Raw genomic sequence first — 22473 nt, 5'->3', positions numbered from 1 at the left:
CTGAACTGTCGGTCACGCCTACCCGACAACGCGAATATCCGCGCTGTCCCATGGACGTGATCAGTACGACCGCCCTAACCTCGACTCAGCAGCAGGGATCGGCCCTGCGCGGGACGAGGGGGCACCATGGCACGAGATGACCTGCACCGACTTACCGGCAACGATGGCGGTCCCGAGTGTGACGCCAACGATTGTCCGAACGTGTATGTCGACAAGTCGGACGGCGGGATCGTCGTTCAGGGCGACCTGTGTTCCGCCTTCCAGCCTCCGACCGGTGAGGCCCTGGTGAAGATCCCCGAGAGCGTACTCAGGGAGGCTGTCCGTGCTCTTGGATGGTGACTCCTGGGACAAGTTCTTTGACGCATTCGAACGTGAGACATGGCGATTCGAGGCGCAGCCGACCTATACCATGCCCAAGGAGCGCGAGAGCGTGACTCGCTTCCTTCGGGGCGAGCCCAAACCGAGTGAGCACAATGCGCGCTGGCACGAACGGGTCCGGAGTTACGTCGAGACCGGGCGCAGCATCGGCCGGGTTCGTGTTGTGCGCCGGCCCCTAACCGACTATCAGCGCTACCAGTTTGCGTGGGGCATTCCGGGGAACATCCAAGCCGGCGAGGACATCCGAGTGTTGGACGTGACGCACGACGACTACAACTTGCCCCTTACTGGTCGCGACTGGTGGATGTTCGACGAACGGCGCATCGTTCACCTGAACTTCCGCCCGGACGGTACACAGATCAACCGAGAGGTGTATGAGGGTGACCCTGCGCCCTACCTGGAATGGAAGAGGATCGCATTGGAGCACGCGGTCCCCTTCCAGGAGTACGTGAAGGGCCTTGACGTACTCCCCTGAGCAGTCGGGACAATCCAAGGCTGACCTAGCTGGATTACTCAAGGGGCTGCGCAAGCGAGCCGGGCTGTCACAGGCTCGGCTCGCTCAGCGCTGCAACATGTCTCAGACGAAACTCAGCAACATCGAGACCGGCCGCGTGGTCCCGAGCCTCGTCGACATCGAGTTGGTCCTGAGAGTCCTTGACGTTCCGCCGGACGTTGTAGCCGAGGTGATGGCGCTCGCGCGACTTGCCAACACGGAGTGGCAAGGTAAGCGAGAGTTATGGCGCAGAGGCATGGAGAAGCGCCAAGCCGAGCTGGCCGGTCTCGAATCGGAAACCACAGAGTTCCGGTATTTTCTCCCCGCGATGGTGACGGGGCTCCTGGCTACACCTGAATACATCAGGGCTAGCCTGAGCCATTCGCCCGGCGATATCTCCAAAACCGTGGCCGGGAAGCTGGAACGGCAGACCGTTCTTTATGACACGGCGAAGCGGTTTACGTTCCTGCTGACCGAGCAGGCCGTTCGATGGCCCATAGTTCCTCGGGCTGCGATGAGTGTCCAGATCGACCGGCTGATCTCGCTGTCCTATCTGCCAAATGTCCGACTCGGTGTGATCCCAATGGGAGTAGCTGCAAGCCGTGGCCCGATGAACACCTTCACGGTCTACGATCAGCGTCTCGTGACTGTAGAGACTTTCACTGGGAGGATAGTGTTTCAGGACCCCAGGGATATTGTGGATTATCTACAAGTGTTCGAACTGTATGAGCGGAGCGCCACGTTCGGTGAGGAGTTGCGGGGTCTGCTGGCGGAATGGGCGGATTCCTGCCGTTCATGATAGATGCCGTGGACGATTCTCTTTACCCGACAACGTGAATTATCCTTGCCATATCGCTGCGCTCGGTTGAACCATCGTGGCCATGGAGACGAAGGCGAATTCTGGCCCGGTAGATTCGACCCGACAGTTGGGCGAAGCATTCGATCACGTGACCACACGGGTGGTCGGTCGTGGCCGCGGAAGGCTGGCTGAGAAAGGTGCAGGACGGGCAGAGCTCCGGCAGTCGATCGGGGCAGCGCTGTGAACTGGCGGGACGCGACCATGACGACCACCACGACCACCCGACCGACGGCGGCGGGTCTGCTCGCGAGCGACATCGACTTCACGCTCCTGGTGACCGGAGGTCGGCCGACACCCAGAGTCGTGGAGGCGGTCGGGGATTTTCAGGCGGCGGGCCACAACTTCGTTCTCGCAACGGGCAGGTCGCTGGTGGGCGCGCTGGCGGCGGCGGTGGACCTGGAGCTCCGGGTGGCGTACGTCGTCGCCTCCAACGGTGCGGTCACCGCCTGGATCGCCGACGGGAAGTGCAAGATCCTCTCGACGCGCCAGGCGCCGGCGGAGAAAGCGTTGCGGCACGTGGCCCGGGCGGTCGTCGATGGCCGGCTCCAGGCCGCCGCCGAGATCGTCGGGCACGGGTACCGGGTCACCTCGAGGTTCCCGGACCACAAGCTGCCTGGCGTCCAGGTGCCTTCGAACCTCGAAGGGCTCTGGGCCGAACCGACACCGCGGATCGCGCTGTACGGGGACGGCGCGGCCGGGTTCGTGCCCGGGCTGCGCGCGCTGGGCGTGACCGCGCACGCGACCCGGCCGGACTGGGTGGACGTGACCTGCGGTGGGCTTTCGAAGGCGACGGCGCTGGGTGCGACACGAAAGTCGCATGTTGTGAGTGGATCACGTTGGAAGGAGGCGCCTGTGATGGTGACGTGATCCCCGGTCTGTGCTCGATGGCCGGTCTCCTCCCTGGCGTGCGTCGCGGGTAACTGCGGGGTGCGGAGCCCAGGGTTCAAGCCGAAGGGGCCTCGTTCCTCCCGAGGACCACGGGTGAGGAGAAGGACGGGCGGGCGAACGAGAGTGAATCCTTGGTTGATGCCTCGTCAGGTCGCAAGGCCCGGGTGGAGGAAAGCAGTACCGGGCCGGAGAGGGACGTGCCGCTGGAAAGCGGCGGATGTCGGCTGCTGACTAGCGAGCGGCTGGTTGAGCACCATCGTCCCCGGGGTATAGAGGGCGCCCATTCCGTCCGTGTCTCATGCATGTGGAACGTGGAAACCCCGTCTGGGTCCAGCCTCCGGGCTGGTAGGCGAACCGTAAGGAATGCGGAATTCCCAGCCGGGACAGGATGACCCGAGAAGCGAATGCCGGTGCGTCGAAAGGCGACGGGAAGGACATCCACGCAGGATGCGGCCGCCTCCTGGTCGTGGTGGGTGTCGAAACCGGCCGGATACGAGCGGTGTGCTCGGCCCGAGAGGGAGCCCACGCGGGTCAGGTGAGTCTGTGAAGAGAGGACGATGAACGCAACGACGGAACGCGCGGGGACGTTGGACGCCGCCACCTCGGTGGCGGTGAACGGACCGCGGGACTTCCCCGAGGACTGGGACCAGATCGACTGGGGCCGGGCTGAGGCGGAGGTACGACGGCTGCGGCAACGCATCTTCACGGCGTCAAGGGCAGGCGAGCATCGCAAGGTGCGTAGCCTGCAGCGGTTGATGCTGCGGTCTCGGGCGAACGCGCTGGTCGCGACGCGCCGGGTCGCGCAGGTCAACAAGGGGCGCAAGACGGCTGGGATCGACGGGCGCACCGCGTTGTGGGGATCGGATCGGGTGGAACTTGCCCGGTGGGTCCAGCAGCACGGACGAACGTCGCAGGTCCGGCCGGTGCGGCGGATCTACATTCCCAAGGCGAACGGCAAGCGTCGCCCGCTCGGCATCCCCGTGATCGCCGACAGGGCCGCGCAGGCCGTGGTGCTCAACGCGCTGGAGCCCGAGTGGGAGGCCCGGTTCGAGATGCGAAGCTACGGCTTCCGTCCCGGCCGGAGCTGTCATGACGCGATCGAGGCGATCTGGCTGGTCTGCAAGGGCAAGAGCCCCCAGCGGGCCTGGGTCTTGGACGCGGATCTGACGGCGGCGTTCGACCGGATCGATCACGACCGGCTCCTCGATCATCTGCACGGGTTCCCTGCCAGGGAACGCGTGGCCAGATGGCTGAGGGCCGGGGTGATCGAGAACGGATCGTTCGCCCCGACTCATGAGGGAACGCCGCAGGGCGGGGTCATCAGCCCGTTGCTGATGAACATCGCCCTGCACGGGATGGAGACCGCCGCCGGAGCCCGGCATTGGACCAGCCGGTCTTGGTACGGCCGGTCGAAGCAGGGCACTCCGGTGCTGGTGAGGTACGCCGACGATCTAGTCGCGCTCTGCTACTCCCAGGAGCAGGCGCAACAGGTCAAGGAACGCCTGGCCGAGTGGCTGGCGCCCCGGGGGCTGTCGTTCAACGAGGACAAGACACGGATCGTGGCCTTGTCCGAGGGGTTCGACTTCCTCGGGTTCAACATCCGCCACTACCGCAACGTCGGGAAACTGCTGATCAAGCCGTCAAAGGCAGCGGTCAAACGGTTCCGCGCCCGGCTGCGTACCGAGGTGCGCAGCCTCCACGGCACGAACGCGATAGCCGTGATCGGCACTCTCAACCCGATCCTGCGCGGCTGGGCCGGGTACTACCGCGCGGTCGTGTCCAAGAAGACCTTCAGCAGCATCGACAACACCCTGTGGTGGACGCTGATGAAGTGGGGCAGACGGCGGCACCCGGCAAAGTCGGTCCGGTGGGTCCTGCACCGCTATTTCGGGCGGTTCAATCCGTCCCGGCAGGATCACTCGGTGTTCGGCGACCAGGAAACCGGAGCCTACCTGGTGAAACTGGCATGGACACCGATCCGTCGCTACCAGATGGTCAACACCGATGCATCTCCGGACGACCCGGCGCTGACCCACTACTGGCAGCAGCGCCGTCTACGCCGAGTACCACCGGACACACCAGCACCCCAACGCCGCACCCCACGACGCCCGACGGGACTTGCTTGAGCCGGATTCGGTGAAAGTCGCACGTCCGGTTCTGAGGGGGCCCCGGCTCGGCAACGAGCCGGGGCTACCCGACAGGCCATCCGCACGGGACTGGGCGTGCACCCGGGCCGCACGGCGGCCATGGGCGACGCCCCGAACGATGTCGAGATGCTGCGATGGGCGGCGACTCCGGTCGTGATGGACAACGCCACCGACGAGGTCAAGGCAGCGGTGGCCGCGCTCGACGGTGAGACCACCGGTTCGGTGTGGCAGGACGGAGCCGCTTTCGCCTTGGACGCCGCATCAGCGTGGATGTCCGACTCGGCCACCTGCCAGTGGTGGACCGACCAGGCCGGACGGCACCGCTGCACCCGCCCCGCGATCGACAAGCTCGGCGCCTACTGGCGCTGCGCCGTGCACACCGACGAAGAACTGCGCCGCCGCGACGACATGGAGCAATGGGCCTCCGACTGGGAGTGAACAGCGCACGTGCTGGTCAGTCGGCGGTCCTCGTGGTGCAGGGCCCGCAGCCGTCGGCGGTTGCGCCCGGCGCTGTCGCCCGATGAGATGAGGCATGGCCACGAACGAGCACCCGACCCTCGCGATCACCGGCGCGACCGGATACATCGGCGGAGCCGTCTTCCAGCACCTGCGCCACTCGGGGCTCCCGATCCGCCTCGTCGTGCGCGACGCCGAGCGCGCGCCGGCCGATGCCGGGGAGGTCGTGGAGGCGTCCTACGGGGACCGCGGCGCAGCCACGGAGGCCCTGCGCGGGGCGGACGTGCTGTTCATGGTGTCGGCCGCCGAGAGCGCGGACCGGCTCGACCAGCACCGGACCTTCATCGACGCCGCCGCGTCCGCGGGGGTGCGGCACGTCGTCTACACGTCGTTCCTCGGCGCCGCCGAGGACGCCACGTTCACCCTGGCCCGCACCCACTGGGCGACCGAGCAGCACCTGCGCGCCTCGCCGATGGCGTGGACGTTCCTGCGGAACTCGTTCTACCTCGACGTCTTCCCGCTGTTCGCCGGTGAGGAAGGCGTCATCCGGGGACCCGCCGGCGACGGCCGGGTGGGTGCGGTCGCGCGGGCGGACGCGTCCCGGACCGCCGCGGCCGTCCTGCGCGACGTCGACGCGCACGCGGGCCGTACCTACGACCTCACCGGGCCCGAGGCGCTCACCCTGACCGAGATCGCCCGTGTCATCGCGCAGGCGACCGGTCGCGCGACCACGTACGAGGACGAGACCCTCGACGAGGCGTACGCCTCCCGCGAGCCCTACGGCGCGCCGGACTGGCAGGTCGAGGCGTGGTTGTCGACGTACACCGCGATCGCGGCCGGCGAGCTCGACGTCGTGACCGACACCGTCGAGCGGCTCACCGGCACCCCGCCGACGAGCCTGGCGGACCTGCTGCGCGGGACGTGACGGCGGGCCGGCCGCGGCCCAGCGCGGCGTGCGCCTGGTAGTTCTGGTTGCCGCCGGAGAGGTTGGCGACGTCGGTGAACCCGAGGTTGCGCAGCACGTTCTGCCCGGCGTTACCGGTGACGCCCTTGTTGCAGTACGTCACGGTCGGCAGCGCCGGGTCCAGCTCGGCGGCGCGTGTGCGCAGCTCGGCCAGCGGGATGTGCACGGAGTCGGGAACGGCCGACTTCGCGCGGTCCTTGGCGGAGCGCACGTCCACGACCTGGAGCTTCTCCCCGTCGCGGCGGCGCCGGTCCAGCTCGGCCGGGGTGATGAGCGGCGCCTGGCCGTGGATCGCGTTCGTCAGGGCCATCCCGGTGTAGTGCACCGGGTCCTTTGTGGTGGCGTAGGTGGGGGAGTAGGCGAGGTCGAGGTGGAACAGGTCGGCGACGTCGGCGCCGAACGTGATGGCCGTGGCCAGGATGTCGATCCGCTTGTCCGCGCCGGACGCCCCGATCGCCTGCGCGCCCAGCAGCCGGCCCGAGGCCCGGTCCGCCACCGCCTTGATCACGAGCGGGCGCCCGCCGAGGTACTCGGGGCGGTCGGGCTTGATGTTGTGCAGCACCTCGACGTCGTACCCGGCGGCGCGGGCCTGCTGCTCGGTCAGGCCCGTCTGCGCGACACCCAGGTCGAACACCCGCACCACGGAGGTGCCGAGGATGCCGCGATGCTCCAGCGCCCCGCCGGTCATGGCGTCGCCGGCGATCCTGCCGGTCTTGTTCGCCGTCGAACCCAGCGGCACCCACACGGGCTCGCCCGTGACGACGTGGAACGACTCCGCGACGTCCCCGACCGCCCAGACGTGGTCCACGGTGGTGCGCTGCCGCCGGTCGACGCGGACGGCTCCGGTGGGCCCGAGCTCGGCCCCGGCCTGCCGTGCCAGCTCGGTGCCGGGGCGCACGCCCACCGAGGCGATCACCAGGTCGGCGGCCACGTGGCCGGCGGTGCCGTCCGGCCCCTGGACGTCCGCGCCGGTCACGCCGTCCTGGCCGGTGCTGATCCCCGTCACCGCCGTGGACACCCGCAGGTCGACGCCGTACTTGCGCAGCTCGGCGTCCACCCGGGCCGACATGTCCGGGTCCATGCGCGGCATCGCGTGCTCGAGCGCTTCGACCACGGTCACCTCCAGGCCGCGGGAGGTGAGCTGCTCGGCCATCTCCAGGCCGATGTACCCGGCCCCGACGATCAGGGCGCGCCGCGCGTCGCGGTCGCGGATCCACACGTCGATCGCCCGCGCGTCGGACGGGGTGCGCACCGGGAAGACGCCCGGCGCGTCGATGCCGGGGATCGGCGGGATCACGGGACGCACACCCGTGGCGAGGACGAGCTCGTCGTAGCCGTCGTCGAACGTGCTGCCCGTGGCCAGATCCCGCACCGTCACGGTGCGTGCCGCGGCGTCGACCGCGACGACCTCGTGCCCGGTGCGCACCTCGACGCCGTACCGCGCCGCGAACCAGGCCGGGTCCCGCGGGGTGAGCCGGTCGATGTGCTCGACCTCGCCGCCCACGAAGTACGGCAGGCCGCAGCCCGAGTAGGAGATGTCGTGGTCACGCTCGTACACCGTGATGCGGGCCGCCTCGGTGTTGCGGCGGGCCTTCGCGGCGGCCGACGTCCCGGCCGCGACCGAGCCGACGACGACGATCCGGGGCGCCGTCGGCCCGTTCTCGGAGTGCTCCGTCATCGCCAGGACCTCCGTCGCCGGGAGAAGCGCTGTATCGACATGGCTCTATATTGACATTCGTCGATGCAGGACGCAACAGTGCGCTCCGAGCGAATCGGCCTGCCACGGCGCATCGTGCGCGCGTCAGGCGCGCGGCCCCGGCCCGTGCCCGCCCGTCGTCGTCCACGGGTTCAGAGCAGCCCGATCGCCGCCAGCACCGTCGCGGCGGCCGAGGCGACGGTCCGCACATGGTTCCAGGCGGTCCACGGGCGGTAGTAGTCGCGCCAGGCCGCCGCCTTGTCGGCGGCTGTCAGCAACCGGTTGTTCAGCGGCACGTTGCGCGCGACGGTGACGCCGAAGGCGCCCACCAGGTAGACGGCGGCCGCGGCGAGGACCCAGGCCGCTCCGCCGTCGTCGGCGACGAGTCCGTAGACGCCGGTCGCCGCCGGGACCAGGAGCGCCCCGAAGAACACGCTCATGAACGCGGGGCGGACGGCGGTGTCGTTGATGCCGGTCATCGCCTCGCCCGCGACCCGGTCGCCGGCCCGGTCGAGGCCGCTCATGACGAACGACGAGAACGCGTGGAAGACACCGGCCGACAGCCCGAGAAGGGCCACGGACGCGACGGTGAGCACCGTGTACATGGGCGTCACGCTAGCGGTGCGCGCTCGCGGGCTGCAACGGTCGCCGGCCGGACCGCGGCGGCGGTCAGGACGCAGCCCGCCGCCACGAGCACGCCGTGCGCGATCCGGATCTCCGGCCCGCCGTAGAACTGGGGCAGGAGGAGCAGCAGGCCGACGGCGAGCGGGACGCCGGCCCATCGTTCCCAGGTGTCCCGCCCGCGTCCCGCGAGGAACAGCGCTACGGCGAGGAGCACCCCCGCCGCCGCGAGGAGCAGCAGGCCCGTGCCGAAGAGGGCCACGGCCCACGGCTGCATGCGCAGCGTCTCGACGTCGGCGAGCATCGGGTCGGCGTCGGCGAGAATCCGAGCGACGTCGCCCGACGAGAGAGCGGCCTCGGCGAGGGTACGGATGCCGAAGATCTCCGCGCCGAAGTAGAGCGACGAGAACCCGGCGCCCGCCCACGCGGCCACGAGCGCCCACGTGGTCGCGGCGGTGCCGGCGGCCCCGGCGAGGACGCTGCGCAGGCCGAGCAGCGCGGGGGCGAGGAAGCCGAGTCCGAGGATCCCGCTCAGGTGCGCCAGGACCCAGCGGTCGGACGCGAAGGCGACGGCGAGGCCGGCCGTGGCGGTGGTCTCGTCGGGCCAGGGGCGCAGTACGGGGAACAGCAGGAAGGCGAGGCCGGCGGCGAGGAAGGCGGTCTGGGTCCGGCGTGCGGTGGTCATGGGGGCTCCTGGGGAGTGGGGTGAGGGGTCAGTCAGGCGGGCCCGGATTCTCGGGGTCGCCGGGTGCGCCGTCCTGCCGGGCGAGCGCCTCGACGCCCGCGACGAGCATCGTGAGCAGCGCGTCGAAGCTCCGGTCGACGTCCTCGCGCATCCGGAAGCCGCCGCCGAGTTCCAGCACGACGAACCCGTGCACGCTCGAGCGGACGGCGCGGATCGCGTCGACCAGCTGGTCGTCGGGGAGGCCGAACCCGTGCAGCACGGACGCGACGGCCTGGACGCTCTCGGCTCCCGCCTCCCGGAGCGGGGCGTCGGCGGGGTCGTCCGGGTCGGCGCCGATCTGCGTGGCGGCGTACCGCCCCGGATGCGCGACGGCGTAGCGGCGCCAGGCGTGCCCGAGCGCGCGGAGGGCGTCGGGCCCGGCCCGCCCGACGGTCGACGTCGTTCCCGCGGCCGTGAGCTCCCGGACGGCGATCACGGCGACCTCCCGCCGCAGGGCGGCCAGGGAGCCCACGTGTTTGTAGAGGCTCGGCGGTGCGACGCCGGCCTCGGCGGCGACCTTCGCGAGGGTGAGCTCGGCGAACCCGCGCGGGCCCGCGGTGTCGACGACGTCGCATGCGAGCCGCACCACGGCGTCGTGCGACAGGCCGGCCCTAGGCAACGTGCCCGCCGTCCTGCGCCGGCCGCGTCGCGGTCTCCCCGAGGCCGGCGAGGAACCGCAGCACGGCGGGTACCACGACGTCGGGCGCCTGGTGCTGCGGGTAGTGCCCGGTGTCGGGGACGAGGAGGGCGGTCGTGGCGGGGGTGCTGAGGGCTTCGGTCATCCGGTCGAGCTCGGCCGCGGGGTCGTCGTAGTCCGGGTCGAGTTCGCCGACGACGACGAGCGCCGGGGCGCCGACCTCGCCGATGCGCGCCTCGACGACCGAGTGGTCCAGGGCCACCGCCAGGTTCCGGAACGACCGCAGGTGTCCGGGCTCGCGCATTGCCTGGCGGACGGCGGCGACGTGCTCGGCGTGCCGCGGTGAGCGGCGCCCCTTCGTGATCGACGAGTAGTAGGACGCCCACGCGGCGGCGCCCCACGGCCCGGCGAAGAGCACGCGGTAGAGCACCCGCAGGAGCCGTTGCGTGCCGGGCGAGACGGTCTCGCGCAGGAACGGGCTGATCAGGACCAGACCGCGGACCAGGTCGGGCCGTTCGGCGGCGGCCCACACGGCGGCCGAGGCGCCCATGGAGTTGCCGAGCAGCACGGCCGGCCCGGCGCCGAGGTGCTCGACGAGCGCGAGGAGGTCGGTGCCGGTCGCGTCGTCGCCGTGGGTGCGGAAGGTGGTGCCGGAGTCGCCGTGGCCGCGCAGGTCGGCGACCGCGACGCGGTACCCGGCCTCGACGAGCGCCGGGACGACGTCGTCGTACGTGGAGCGGAGGTCGCCCATGCCGGGCACGGCCACGACGAGGGGTCCGGAGCCGGTATCGGTGTAGGCGATGGCGCCCTCGGGGCGCCGCAGGGTGTTGATGCTCATGTCCATAGCTAAAAAGCTACGCACATTAGCCAGCTTCTGCAAGAGGCTGGGGCTGCCGACCGCTCCGCCTGCACGCGCGCCGGATGAGCCACGTGGGCCTCGTTGCCCGTCAGGCCCGGGGCGATGTCCGGGCGGAGCGCGTAGTCCTCGCCGTAGTCGCCGCCCGCCAGGGTGCGGTAGGGGATCGGCGTCTCGTCCCCGGCCCCGTGGACGCGCTCGACCAGCCGGTCCACCTCCCGCGCGAACTGCCCGCCCGGCCAGTGGTGCACGCTGCTGAGCAGGTGGGCGGGCAGCGGCGCGGTTCCCGTGTAGTGGAACGTGCCGTGCAGCACGGGCCAGAGCACGTCGTCGATGTGCCCGCTGATGCCGCGCGGCCCGAGCGCTCCGGGCCGGTCGCCCGCGCTGACCACCGCCAGGCCGCGCCGGCCGGCCAGGCCGCCGTCGCCGTACTTACGGACGTGCCCCGTGGCGGGGTCCACCACCCCGAAGGCGAAGCCGTTGACCAGGGTGCGGTCGATCCAGCCCTTGAGGATCGCCGGGACGCCGTACCACCACAGCGGGAACTGCAGCACGAGCAGGTCGGAGCCGCGGATCTTGGCCTGCTCGGCGCGGATGTCGGACGCCAGGCGCCCCTCCTCGTGGCCGGTGCGCTGCCAGTCCGAGACCGGCGTGCCGGGCTGCGGAGGGTCGCCGAGCAGGTCCGCCGCGGTGAGCACCGGATCGAACCCCATCCGGTACAGGTCGGACTCGACGACCTCGTGCCCGAGCTCGCGCAGCCGCGGCACGACGGCGTCCCGAAGCCGCGCGTTGAGGGAGGCGGGGTCGGGATGGGCGAGGACCCAGAGGATGCGCACGGCGGGTCTCCTTCACGTGGTGGCCGGACGGGTGCTCCCAGCCTCGCGCCGCGGTACCGTGGTGACAAGTACGCACTTTCTCGTCCAGTAGTGACGGAACAGATAGCGTGCAGGTCAGAGCGCTACACGGAAGGAGCGGGCCATGACAGCCGAGGCGACAACGGCACAGGCGGAGCAGATGGTCGCGACGGCACCGGGGACGAGGACGGCGCCGCCGGCAACGACACCGGCGGCGCGAAGCGCGCAGGCGACAGAGGCGACCGGGACGGCGGACGCGGGATCCCACCCCGCGATGCGCGAGCCGGTCCGCCGTGCCGCGGAGGCGTGCCCGGTGGAGGTGGCGATCGCCGTCGTGGGCGGGTCGTGGAAGATGACCGTGGTCAAGCACCTGCTCGGCGGGCCCTTGCGGTTCGGCGTGCTGAACCGCGCCGTCGGCCCGGTGACGCCGCGCGTGCTGACCCGGCAGCTGCGCGACCTGGAGGCGGACGGCATCGTGCACCGCGAGGTGTACCCGGAGGTGCCGCCGCGCGTGGAGTACTCCCTCACCCCGCTGGGCGAGTCCCTCGCCGGACTGGTCGAGGACCTGAACCGCTGGGGCAAGACCTACGCGGACCGCCTCGCGGCCACCTGCTGACCCCCGGCCACTGAACGAGAGTCAGTTGCTGGGCGTGCCCGGCCGCAGCAGCTCCGCGATGAACCCGGGCCCGCACCCGCCCCGATCTCACACCGCCCCGCCCGGACGGTGAGATCTCCGTGCCAGAGAGGTTACGCCCGCGGGTGTCGGCGGAAACCGTTCACCCGGCACTCTTCGTGGCAGACCCGAGACGCCGGCCCGCCCTAGCGGGTCCCTACACCCGGAGACCGCATGACCTACGTCAAACCGACGGACCTCGTCACCGCCATGATCGACGCCGGCCGCTCCAAGGTGTTCCTGTCCACCCGGGAGACGCTCGTACGCGCCTTCATGGGCGGCGCGATCCTGGCGCTCGCGGCCGCGTTCGCCGTCACGGTTTCCGTCCGCACCGAGAACCCGCTGGCCGGCGCGATCCTGTTCCCGGTCGGCTTCATCCTGCTCTACCTGATGGGCTTCGACCTGCTCACGGGCGTGTTCACCCTGGTCCCGCTGGCGTGGCTGAACCGCGAGCCCGGGGTGACGTGGCCCGCGATGCTGCGCAACTGGGGCCTGGTGTTCGTCGGGAACTTCGCGGGGGCGTTCCTGGTCGCCGTGCTGATGGCGATCTACTTCACGTACGGCTTCTCCACCGAGCCGGACGCCGTCGGGCAGGCGATCGGCACCATCGGCGAAGGCCGCACCGTCGGCTACGCCGACCACGGCGCCGCCGGGATGCTCACGCTGTTCGTGCGCGGCGTGCTGTGCAACTGGATGGTCTCCACCGGCGTGGCCGCGGCGATGATCAGCAAGAGCGTGATGGGCAAGGTCATCACGATGTGGATGCCCATCATGCTGTTCTTCTACATGGGCTTCGAGCACTCGATCGTGAACATGTTCCTGTTCCCGTCCGGCCTGCTGCTCGGCGCCGACTTCACCGTCAGCGACTACCTGCTGTGGAACGAGATCCCGACGGTGGTCGGCAACCTCGTCGGCGGGTTCACCTTCGTGGGCCTCACCCTGTACCTCGCCCACGGCAGGCGGACGGACGCGGCACCGGCGTCGCCGGCCGCCACGTCGTCGTCGGACCGGGAGAAGGAGCTCGTCAGCTGATCTCGACCGATGAGGTTGCTGACGAACCATGAGGTTGCTTACGTCTCAACGGCCTGAGGCGCAAGCAACCTCATGGTTCGACGGCGCCCGCCCGTCGACAACCACGAGGCCGACTGACGGCCACGAGGTTGCTTACGTCTCAACGGCTTGAGGCGAAAGCAACCTCGTGCTGCGCAAGGAACCTCATGGCTCGCGAGCGAGGGAACGAGGGAGGGGAGCGGTGCGGACGCCGCGGGGGATGCGGACGCCGCGGGGGAAATCGCTGGGTGTCGTGATGCTTCCGCCGGTAGGCTCGGGCGGTTTCCCCCTCGCCACCCTTCAGGAGGTTCCCCGTGTCTGGCGCTGCATCCCGGACGGCCGAGCACACCCGCGGCGCAGGGGCCGAGCGGGAAGGGGAGGAACTGGAACGGGAGCGGGAGTTCCTCGCGGAGGCTCGCGCCGGCCTCGCCCGGATGCGCGAACGCACCGCCTCCCTCGGTGCGGGGCTGGCGGGCGACGCGTTCGGGGCCGAGATGCTGGAGGCGACGCTCGCCCGCCGGCTGGCCCAGCTCGCCGACGACCCTGAGGTCCCGCTGTTCTTCGGGCGCATCGACCACACGGCCGGGTCCGGCGGCGAGACGTTCCACGTCGGGCGCCGTCACGTGACCGACCAGGTGGGCGACCCGCTGGTCGTGGACTGGCGCGCACCCGTCAGCGTCCCCTTCTACCGGGCGAGCCGGACCGAGCCGATGGGCCTCGCGGTCCGCCGTCGCTACGGCTTCGCTCGCGGCGTCCTGACGGGGTACGAGGACGAGGCGATCGACGCGCCGGCCGCGCGGCCCGGCGACGCCCCGCACCCGTCCGCCGACCGCCCCGCCGCCCGCAGCGCGATCCTGGAGGCCGAGATCGAGCGGCCCCGCACCGGCCCGATGCGCGACATCGTCGCCACGATCCAGCCCGAGCAGGACGTCATCGTGCGTGCCGGGCTGGACCGGACCGTCGTCGTGCAAGGGGCGCCCGGGACGGGGAAGACGGCGGTCGGGCTGCACCGGGCGGCGTACCTGCTGTACGCGCACCGGGAGCAGGTGACGCGGCGGGGGATGCTCGTCGTCGGGCCGAACCGGTCCTTCCTGCGGTACATCCGCGACGTCCTGCCCGCGCTCGGCGAGATCGACGCGACCCAGACGACGATCCCCGAGCTCGTCGCGGACCACGGCCGGCTGCGCGGCACCGAGCCCGCGGCGGTCGCGACGCTCAAGGGCGACGCCCGGATGGCCGGCGTGCTGCGCCGCGCCCTGTGGTCGCACCTCGTCGAGCCCACCGAGCCCCTGGTCCTGCCGCGCGGCTCGCGCCGCTGGCGCGTGCCCGCCCACGAGGCGCGCGAGGCGATGGTGCGGGTGGTCGGGCGGGAACCGCGGTACGACGACGGCCGCGGGCACCTCCGCCACGCCCTGGCGCACCGGATCCTGCTGCAGATCGAGGCGTCCGGCGACGCGCTCGACGAGACGGCGTGGGACCGGATCGCCCGCACCCCCGCCGTGCGGAAGTACGCGGCGGAGCTGTGGCCGGCCGTGACACCCGCCAAGCTCCTGCACCGGCTGCTGTCCGACGCGGAGTTCCTCGCCACGGCGGCCGGCGCGGACCTCACGCCCGCCGAGCAGCAGGCCCTGCTGTGGGAGCGCCCGCCCCGGATGCCGGGCTCCGCCCGCTGGACGCTCGCGGACCTCGTCCTGCTCGACGAGATCGCCGACCTGCTCGACCGTGCCACCTCGCTGGCACACATCGTCGTCGACGAGGCCCAGGACCTGTCCGCGATGATGCTGCGCGCGCTCGGCAGGCGCGCCCGCGCCGGCTCGCTCACCGTGCTCGGCGACCTCGCCCAGGCCACCACGCCGTGGGCGAGCACCTCGTGGACCGAGGCCCTGGACCACCTCGGCCAGCCCGGCGGGCACGTCGAGGAACTCACCGCCGGGTTCCGCGTCCCGGGCGACGTCATCGACTTCGCGGCCCGCCTCCTGCCGCACATCGCGCCGGACCTCGAGCCGCCGGTCGCCGTGCGCCGCGCCCGCGGGCAGCTCACGCTCACCACCGAGGCGCTCGGACCGGTCGTCTCCGGGCTGGCCGGTGCGGCGGGTTCCATCGGCGTCATCGTGCCCGACGACGGTCTCGCCGCCGCCCGCGCGGACCTGACCCGGGCGGGGCCGGCGTTCGCCGTCGTCGGCGAGGAACCCGCGGAGGGCGCCGGCGCCCAGGCCGACCTCACCGAGTTCGACGCGCACCTGGACCTCGTCCCGGCCTCCCTGGCCAAGGGCCTGGAGTTCGACCACGTCGTGCTCGCCGACCCCGCCGGCATCGTGGCGGGCGAGCCCGGCCGCGTGACCGGCTTGCGGCGCCTGTACGTCTGCCTCACGCGCGCCGTGACGTCGCTGGTCGTGCTCCACGCGGGCGATCTCCCGCCGGAGCTCGGTGCCGTGAGCGGGGCCCGGCGGTAACGTCGTCGTCGTACCTGTCGATCGGCCGCCCGCTCGATCGTCACCTCGGTGTCCACGCAGTCGCACGACATCGGAAGGAACGACATCATGCGTTACACGATCCTGCTGCACTACCCGGAGATGACGCCCGAGGACATCGGCTCCGAGGGCTGGAGCGAGGGCCAGGACGCGTTCGACGCGTACGCCAAGGCGCTGGACGGCGCGGGCGTGCTGCTGTCCGCCGAGGTGCTGCAGCCGTCGTCGGCCAGCACCACCGTGGCGGTGCGCGACGGCGAGCTGCGCGTCCAGGACGGACCCTTCGCCGACACGAAGGAGCAGCTCGGCGGCACGTTCGTGATCGACGTGCCGGACCTGGACGCCGCGATCGCCTGGGCGGCCAAGGCACCCTCGGTCCAGTGGGGGAGCGTCGAGGTGCGTCCGTCGGCGACCCACTTCGCGGACGGGGCCTGGACCGCCATGGAGGGCCTGGGGTGAGCCCAGGCGCCGACTTGGGCGCCGACGAGGCCCGGGCTGCCGCGGAGACGGCCGCCCGGACCTCGTACGGGCGCCTGCTCGCGCTGCTCGCCGCCCGCGACGGCGACATCGCCCGCGCCGAGGACGCCCTCGCCGACGCGTTCGAGCGCGCCCTGGCCACGTGGCCCGACGACGGCGTGCCGCGCAACCCGGACGGGTGGCTGCTCACCGTGGCCCGCAACCGGCTGCGGGATCTGTACCGGGCGGCGTCGTTCAGGGATGTGCCGCTGTCCGACGGTGGTGCGGGCGGGGGTGCGTCGCCCGGCGCGGCGTCGCGCGGCACTGCCCGTTCCGGCGGCGTCACCGCCGGCGAGCCCGCCGTCACCGCCGAGGAGCCCGACCCGGGCGAGATCGGCGACCGGCGGCTGGAGCTGATGTTCGTCTGCGCGCACCCCGCCGTGGAGGCCGGGATCCGTACCCCTCTCATGCTCCAGACCGTGCTCGGCGTGGAGGCCCGGGACATCGCGCGGGCGTTCGCCGTGCCAACGCCGACCATGGCCCAGCGCCTGGTGAGGGCCAAGCGGCGGATCCGCGACGCCCGCATCCCGTTCCGCGTCCCCGGCCGCCAGGAGGTGCCCGACCGCCTGCCGCCCGTGCTGGAGGCGGTCTACGGCGCGTACGCGATCGACTGGCGCGGCGCCGCGCCCGAGGTGCGCGACTCTCTCACCGGCGAGGCGCTCGTGCTCGCCCTGCTGCTGGCGGACCTGCTGCCCGAGCCCGAACCGCTCGGACTGGCCGCGCTGCTGTGCTTCTCGGTCGCGCGAGCCGCGGCCAGGGTGCGCGACGGCGCGCTGGTTCCCCTCGAGGAACAGGACCCGGCGCTGTGGGACCGGAAGCTGATCGCCCGCGGGGAGGCGCTGCTGCGGCGGGCGCTCGCCGGAGACGACCCGCCGGGCCGGTTCCGGCTGGAGGCGGCGATCCAGTCCGCCCACTGCGCCCGCGCCGGCGCCACCGACTGGCCGGCGCTGCTCACACTGCACCGGGCGCTGGTCGTGGTGGCGCCGACGCTCGGGAGTCGGGTCGCTGGCGCGGCGGTGCGGGGCCGGGTCGACGGGGCCGGCGCCGGGCTGGCCGAGCTCGACGCGATCGCGGCGGGCGACCGGGCCGCGGAACGGTTCCAGCCCTGGTGGGCCGTCCGCGCGCACCTGCTCGCCGAGGCGGGGGACCCGGCGGCTTCCGCGGCGTACGACAAGGCGGTCGCCCTGACGACGGATCCCGCGGCGCGGGCGTTCCTGGCGGCCCGCCGCGGTAGCTGCCGCGAGGCATGAGGTTGCTTTCGCTTCGGCCGCGTTCGGTGAAAGCAACCTCGTGCCTGGGAGCCCGGGAGCCTGGGAGCGGCCTCAGCCCGCCGCCACCCACTTGTCCTCCGGGTCGCGGAACATCTCCGACTCGATCAGCTCGTGCCGCTGCAGGTACGTCGTCGCCATGGCCTGGATCGTCGCGGCGACCGGCAGCGCGAGGAACGCTCCCAGCGCGCCGAACACCGCGCCGAACGCCAGCACCACGAGCAGGCTGACCGCCGCGTTCATCTCCAGCGCCCGTTCCGACAGCATGGGCGCCAGCCAGAGGTTCTCCACCTGCTGGTACGCCACCACGAACACCAGCACCGCCCCCGCCTGCCACAGGCCCTGCCCGGTGAGCGCCACCATGACGGGCAGCGCGCCGCCCAGGTAGGCGCCGATGGTCGGCACGAACTGCGACACCACGCCCACGAACACCGCCAGCGGGATCGCGTACGGCGTACGCAGGATCAGCAGGAAGACGCAGGTCACGACCGTGGAGATGAGGGCGAGCACGAGCCGGGTGTCGATGTAGTCGGACACCTTGCGCTGCACCACGCCCCACAGGTGCAGCACCTCGTCCTGGTAGTCCGTGGGCACCCAGCGGCACACCGCCCGCCGGAACCGCGGGCCGGCCGCGAGCAGGTAGAACGCCACCAGCAGGATGGTGATGGACCAGAACAGTCCGCTGAGCAGGGCGCTGCCGACCACGAGCGCGCTGGCGGCGAGGTCGCTGCCGAACTGGTCCAGGCCCTGCCCGACCAGGTCTTCCTGCCGGGGAAGCGGGAGGTCGACGAACCCGAGGACGAACGTGCGCAGCGTCCCGTAGTACTCGGGCAGGGTGCGGCCGAGCTCGACGACCTGCTGCACGAACAGGTTTCCGAACAGCGCCATGACCCCGACGATCACGGCGAGCGACCCGACGAGCGTGACCGCGGCCGCGGCCGGCCGCTTCCAGCCGCGCCGCACCAGCCACACGGTCGCGGGCTCGAGCGCGAGCGACAGGAAGAACGCGATGAGGATCGCCACCCACAGGCTCTTGAGCGCCCCGAGCGCGTTCCACGCGAAGATCCCGACGAACACGGCGACGATCCCCAGGGCCAGGGCTCGCGGCAGCCACCGCGGCGGATGCTTGGACCCGGCCGATCCGGGGCCGGGCGTCTCCGGTGCACCGTCGCCCGGATCGGCGTCGTCCGTGGTGGCGTCGGTGGGCCTCCCGGCGTCGTCCGTTGCCGGGCCGATCCGCTGCCCGACGTCGTCCGTCGTGCCGTCGGGCTGCTGCCCGACGACGGCCGGGGCGTCGTCGGCTTCTTCGGTGAGATTGGGGGGACTCGCAGTCATGGGCCGCAACCGTAGCGGGAATGTCCGACATGGAGGAGCAAAGTCCGGCGTGGGAGCGGGGGCGCGGTCCGACGGGCCTGTGCGGTCGGTCCCTTCGTGAGTGATCGGCAGTTCGAGCAGGCAGTTCGAGCTGCCGATCACTCGTCGTCGTACCGATCATCCGCCCGGCGGTCGGACACCGAGCGGGCGGCCGTCCCCAGGCGCCGTCGTCGTACGTGCTTCTTTTGACTCGTTCAGGAAAAGGGGTGAGACTGGGGGCGTGAGCACGACCGAGGGGATGCAGCAGCGGCTGCGCGAGGCGGGTCTGCGCGTGACCCGGCCACGTGTGGCGGTGCTGGCCGCCGTGGCGGGGCATCCGCACGCCGACGCGGGCGAGCTGCTCGCGGCGGCGCGCGAGGACCTGCCCGATGTCTCCCACCAGGCCGTCTACGACTCGCTGCACACCCTGACCGCCGCCGGCCTGGTGCGTTGCATCCAGCCGTCGGGGGCCACGGCACGGTACGAGACGCGAGTCGGGGACAACCATCACCACCTGGTGTGCCGCGGCTGCGGCGCGATCGTCGACGTCGACTGCGAGGTCGGCGAGGCCCCGTGCCTGACCCCGGCGGACGATCACGGCTATGCCGTGGACGAGGCGGAGGTCGTCTACTGGGGACTGTGCCCCGAGTGCCGTGCCACGACCGAATGAGCGGTTCCGCGTACCTGGAAGGAAGTCCCCCATGACAGAGAGCACGGCTGAGACCAAGCCCGTCGCCCCGACGGAGAACACGCCCGCGACATCGTCCGGGAGCGCCGAGGGCAAGTGCCCCGTCGCGCACGGCGCGGGCCGCGTGCACCCGACGCGCGGCGACGCCAACACCGAGTGGTGGCCGAATCGGCTGAACCTGAAGATCCTGGCCAAGCACACCGCCGAGCGGGACCCCCTCGACGCGGACTTCGACTACCAGGCGGCCTTCGAGGCCCTCGACCTGGACGCGGTCAAGGCGGACCTGACGGCCGTCATGACCGATTCCAAGGACTGGTGGCCGGCGGACCACGGGCACTACGGCGGCCTGATGATCCGGATGGCCTGGCACTCGGCGGGCACGTACCGGTCGCACGACGGCCGCGGCGGCGGCGGCGCGGGCCAGCAGCGGTTCGCCCCGCTGAACTCCTGGCCCGACAACGGCAACCTCGACAAGGCGCGCCGCCTGCTGTGGCCGGTCAAGAAGAAGTACGGCCAGTCGATCTCGTGGGCCGACCTGATGATCCTGGCCGGCAACGTGGCGCTGGAGTCCATGGGCTTCAAGACCTTCGGCTTCGCCGGCGGCCGTCCGGACGTGTGGGAGGCCGACGACGACGTCTACTGGGGCCCGGAGAAGGTCTGGCTGGACGACGAGCGCTACACGGGCGACCGCGACCTGGAGGCGCCGCTCGCGGCGGTCCAGATGGGCCTGATCTACGTCAACCCGGAGGGCCCGAACGGCAACGGGGACCCCGTGTCCGCGGCCCGCGACATCCGCGAGACGTTCCGCCGCATGGGCATGAACGACGAGGAGACGGTCGCGCTGATCGCGGGCGGCCACTCCTTCGGCAAGACGCACGGCGCCCACGGGGACGACCTGCAGGGCCCGGACCCGGAGGCGGCGCCGCTGGAGGAGCAGGGCTTCGGCTGGAAGAACGGTCACGGCAGCGGCGTCCTGGAGGACGCGCTGACCTCGGGCCTGGAGGTCACCTGGACCCAGACCCCGGCGCAGTGGAGCAACTCCTTCTTCGAGAACCTCTTCGCGTACGAGTGGGAGCAGACCACCTCCCCGGCCGGCGCGATCCAGTGGGTCGCGAAGGACGCCGAGGCCGTCATCCCCGCTCCGAACGAGGGCGGTGCCAAGCGCCTGCCGACGATGCTCACCACCGACCTGTCGCTGCGCGTGGACCCGGCCTACGAGGCGATCTCGCGCCGCTTCCTGGCCGACCAGGACGCGTTCGCGGACGCGTTCGCCCGCGCCTGGTTCAAGCTGACGCACCGTGACATGGGCCCGAAGGCCCGGTACCTCGGCGCCGAGGTACCGGCCGAGGACCTCGCCTGGCAGGACCCGCTGCCGGAGCAGTCCGCGGACACGTCGGACGCCGCGATCGCGGCGGCTCGCCAGGCCATCGCGGACTCCGGGCTGACGGTGCAGCAGCTCGTCTCGACCGCGTGGAAGGCCGCGGCCACGCACCGCACCTCCGACAAGCGCGGCGGCGCGAACGGCGGCCGCATCCGCCTGGCGCCGCAGAAGGACTGGAAGGTCAACCAGCCCGAGCAGCTCGCGCCCGTCATCGCCAAGCTGGAGGAGATCGCGGCGTCGTCCGGGCTCTCGTTCGCCGACGTGCTCGTCCTCGCCGGTGGCGTGGGCGTGGAGCAGGCCGCCAAGGCTGCCGGCGTCGACGTCGAGGTGGGCTTCACCCCGGGCCGCGTGGACGCCACCCAGGAGCAGACCGACGCGGAGAACTTCGCCTGGCTGGAGCCCGTGGCCGACGGCTTCCGCAACTACGACAGCGGCTTCCTCAAGCTCCCCAGCGAGTACCTGCTCATCGACCGCGCCAACCTGCTGGGCCTCACCGCCCCGGAGATGACGGTCCTGGTCGGCGGCCTGCGCGTGCTCGGCAACAACTGGGACGGCTCGAACGCCGGCGTCCTGACCGACGCGCCCGGCACCCTGACGAACGACTTCTTCGCCAACCTGCTCGAGCTCGGCATCGAGTGGAAGCCGGACGCCGAGGAGAAGACGTACACCTCCGGTGACGGCACGTGGACGGCGTCGCGCGTCGACCTCGTGTTCGGCTCGAACTCCGAGCTGCGCGCCCTGGCCGAGGTGTACGCCGCCGACGACGCCAAGGAGAAGTTCGCGCGCGACTTCGCCGCCGCCTGGCAGAAGGTCATGGAGCTGGACCGCTTCGACCTGAAGAAGTAACACCCCGCTGGTCCACGACCCGCGCCGAGCACGACGGTGGCGCCGACACGAAAACGCGTGCCGGCGCCGCCGTCGTCCAGTACGTTTCTGCGGGTGCCCGCCATCCTGAGACCGTGGTCCGACGACGACGCTCCCGCCCTTCTCACCGCAGCCGCGGTTCCCGATCTGGCGACGCAACTGCCCGCGGATGTGGTGGGGAACAAGGACATGCGGCCGGCGGTCCGGGCACCGCACCGGATGGGTCTCCTACTGGCTGCTCCCCGAAGCCCGGGGCCGCGGCCTCGCGGTGCGTGCGCTCGCGACGCTGACCCGCTGGGCCTTCGACGAACGGGGGCTGGAACGGCTCGAGCTCGGGCACCGCGTGAACAACCCCGCGTCCTGCGCCGTCGCCACCGGCGCCGGCTTCACCCCCGAGGGCGTCGAGCGCGGCAAGCTGCTGTACGACGGCGTCCGGTACGACGTCGAGACGCACGCGCTCCTGCACACCGACCCACGTCCCGCCGTCGGACATCTGCGCCTCGTGCCGGCCACGGCCTCTCCCGCGGAGGCGAAGTAGCCGCGTCGCCGGCCGCCCCGCGTGGGCTGCGGCGATACCCCGCCGGCGATCCGTTGCGCAGCCGGCCCGATCCGCCCCGGAACTCGCCGCGACAACGCAAC

The 22473-nt window shown here is 71.7% G+C and carries 22 protein-coding genes; 15 read left to right on the top strand and 7 right to left on the bottom strand.

Features of this window, described 5'->3' with window-relative positions; translation table 11 throughout:
• The first annotated feature begins 126 nt into the window (after positions 1–126).
• The 7 genes from ACYVK5_RS14540 to ACYVK5_RS14510 all read left to right on the top strand — a co-directional run bounded on the left by ACYVK5_RS14540 (position 127) and on the right by ACYVK5_RS14510 (position 6146).
• The gene (locus ACYVK5_RS14540; protein ID WP_460706157.1) at positions 127–339 is read left to right on the top strand and encodes a hypothetical protein; all 213 of its coding nucleotides are present in this window, start codon (positions 127–129) and stop codon (positions 337–339) included.
• Positions 323–853, top strand: a complete 531-nt coding sequence (locus tag ACYVK5_RS14535; protein WP_460706155.1) for a DUF6879 family protein — start codon at positions 323–325, stop codon at positions 851–853. Before ACYVK5_RS14540 ends, ACYVK5_RS14535 begins: the two co-directional genes overlap by 17 nt.
• Entirely contained in the window at positions 837–1670 is an 834-nt protein-coding gene (locus tag ACYVK5_RS14530; protein ID WP_460706153.1) for a helix-turn-helix domain-containing protein, read from the top strand. Before ACYVK5_RS14535 ends, ACYVK5_RS14530 begins: the two co-directional genes overlap by 17 nt.
• 261 nt (positions 1671–1931) lie before the next feature.
• Entirely contained in the window at positions 1932–2597 is a 666-nt protein-coding gene (locus ACYVK5_RS14525) for an HAD family hydrolase (protein WP_460706151.1), read from the top strand.
• 578 nt (positions 2598–3175) lie between these two features.
• Positions 3176–4744, top strand: a complete 1569-nt coding sequence (ltrA, locus tag ACYVK5_RS14520; RefSeq protein WP_460706149.1) for a group II intron reverse transcriptase/maturase — start codon at positions 3176–3178, stop codon at positions 4742–4744.
• A gap of 78 nt (positions 4745–4822) precedes the next feature.
• A complete protein-coding gene (locus ACYVK5_RS14515; RefSeq protein WP_460706309.1) occupies positions 4823–5203 on the top strand; it encodes an HAD family hydrolase in 381 nt (126 codons plus the stop codon).
• A 94-nt stretch (positions 5204–5297) separates the two neighbouring features.
• Positions 5298–6146: an SDR family oxidoreductase gene (locus ACYVK5_RS14510; RefSeq protein ID WP_460706147.1), complete on the top strand. Its 849-nt coding sequence runs from the start codon at positions 5298–5300 to the stop codon at positions 6144–6146.
• On the opposite strand, the gene ACYVK5_RS14505 is transcribed toward ACYVK5_RS14510, so the two are convergent.
• From ACYVK5_RS14505 to ACYVK5_RS14480, 6 genes are all read right to left on the bottom strand, one after another.
• Positions 6097–7863, bottom strand: coding sequence for an FAD-dependent oxidoreductase (locus tag ACYVK5_RS14505; RefSeq protein ID WP_460706145.1), 1767 nt, complete (start codon positions 7861–7863; stop codon positions 6097–6099). The two genes, ACYVK5_RS14510 and ACYVK5_RS14505, sit on opposite strands and share 50 nt — an antisense overlap.
• Positions 7864–8033: 170 nt before the next feature.
• Complete coding sequence (locus ACYVK5_RS14500) at positions 8034–8486, bottom strand: anthrone oxygenase family protein (RefSeq protein WP_460706143.1); 453 nt, start codon at positions 8484–8486, stop codon at positions 8034–8036.
• A 5-nt stretch (positions 8487–8491) separates the two neighbouring features.
• Positions 8492–9187 carry a hypothetical protein gene (locus ACYVK5_RS14495; RefSeq protein ID WP_460706141.1) on the bottom strand — a complete coding sequence of 232 codons (696 nt, stop codon included), beginning with the start codon at positions 9185–9187 and terminating at the stop codon, positions 8492–8494.
• A gap of 28 nt (positions 9188–9215) precedes the next feature.
• A complete protein-coding gene (locus ACYVK5_RS14490; protein ID WP_460706139.1) occupies positions 9216–9845 on the bottom strand; it encodes a TetR/AcrR family transcriptional regulator in 630 nt (209 codons plus the stop codon).
• Positions 9838–10701: an alpha/beta fold hydrolase gene (locus tag ACYVK5_RS14485; protein ID WP_460706137.1), complete on the bottom strand. Its 864-nt coding sequence runs from the start codon at positions 10699–10701 to the stop codon at positions 9838–9840. The genes ACYVK5_RS14490 and ACYVK5_RS14485 overlap by 8 nt, the downstream gene beginning before the upstream one ends.
• Positions 10702–10709: 8 nt before the next feature.
• Positions 10710–11555 carry an NAD(P)H-dependent oxidoreductase gene (locus ACYVK5_RS14480; protein ID WP_460706135.1) on the bottom strand — a complete coding sequence of 282 codons (846 nt, stop codon included), beginning with the start codon at positions 11553–11555 and terminating at the stop codon, positions 10710–10712.
• Positions 11556–11697: 142 nt separating this feature from the next.
• On the opposite strand from ACYVK5_RS14480, the gene ACYVK5_RS14475 reads away from it, so the two are divergent.
• The 5 genes from ACYVK5_RS14475 (at position 11698) to ACYVK5_RS14455 (ending at position 17530) form a co-directional block, all read left to right on the top strand.
• Positions 11698–12189, top strand: a complete 492-nt coding sequence (locus tag ACYVK5_RS14475) for a winged helix-turn-helix transcriptional regulator (RefSeq protein WP_460706133.1) — start codon at positions 11698–11700, stop codon at positions 12187–12189.
• Positions 12190–12420: 231 nt separating this feature from the next.
• Entirely contained in the window at positions 12421–13278 is an 858-nt protein-coding gene (locus ACYVK5_RS14470) for a formate/nitrite transporter family protein (protein ID WP_460706131.1), read from the top strand.
• A 332-nt stretch (positions 13279–13610) separates the two neighbouring features.
• Positions 13611–15749 carry a HelD family protein gene (locus ACYVK5_RS14465; protein ID WP_460706129.1) on the top strand — a complete coding sequence of 713 codons (2139 nt, stop codon included), beginning with the start codon at positions 13611–13613 and terminating at the stop codon, positions 15747–15749.
• 87 nt (positions 15750–15836) lie between these two features.
• A complete protein-coding gene (locus tag ACYVK5_RS14460; protein WP_460706127.1) occupies positions 15837–16223 on the top strand; it encodes a YciI family protein in 387 nt (128 codons plus the stop codon).
• A complete protein-coding gene (locus ACYVK5_RS14455; RefSeq protein WP_460706125.1) occupies positions 16220–17530 on the top strand; it encodes an RNA polymerase sigma factor in 1311 nt (436 codons plus the stop codon). The genes ACYVK5_RS14460 and ACYVK5_RS14455 overlap by 4 nt, the downstream gene beginning before the upstream one ends.
• 72 nt (positions 17531–17602) lie before the next feature.
• Here ACYVK5_RS14455 and ACYVK5_RS14450 read toward each other — a convergent pair whose 3' ends face one another.
• On the bottom strand, positions 17603–18883 hold the full coding sequence (locus ACYVK5_RS14450; protein ID WP_460706123.1) for an AI-2E family transporter: 1281 nt from the start codon (positions 18881–18883) through the stop codon (positions 17603–17605).
• A 277-nt stretch (positions 18884–19160) separates the two neighbouring features.
• On the opposite strand from ACYVK5_RS14450, the gene ACYVK5_RS14445 reads away from it, so the two are divergent.
• The 3 genes from ACYVK5_RS14445 to ACYVK5_RS14435 all read left to right on the top strand — a co-directional run bounded on the left by ACYVK5_RS14445 (position 19161) and on the right by ACYVK5_RS14435 (position 22372).
• On the top strand, positions 19161–19571 hold the full coding sequence (locus ACYVK5_RS14445; protein ID WP_460706307.1) for a Fur family transcriptional regulator: 411 nt from the start codon (positions 19161–19163) through the stop codon (positions 19569–19571).
• A gap of 31 nt (positions 19572–19602) precedes the next feature.
• Positions 19603–21816 carry a catalase/peroxidase HPI gene (gene katG, locus ACYVK5_RS14440; protein ID WP_460706121.1) on the top strand — a complete coding sequence of 738 codons (2214 nt, stop codon included), beginning with the start codon at positions 19603–19605 and terminating at the stop codon, positions 21814–21816.
• A 187-nt stretch (positions 21817–22003) separates the two neighbouring features.
• Positions 22004–22372 carry a GNAT family N-acetyltransferase gene (locus ACYVK5_RS14435; protein ID WP_460706119.1) on the top strand — a complete coding sequence of 123 codons (369 nt, stop codon included), beginning with the start codon at positions 22004–22006 and terminating at the stop codon, positions 22370–22372.
• Positions 22373–22473 lie beyond the last annotated feature (101 nt).

The sequence above is a fragment of the Myceligenerans halotolerans genome (assembly GCF_054782975.1).
Note: the sequence above shows the minus strand (reverse complement) of the source record. Positions and strands in the feature narration are given on the sequence as shown.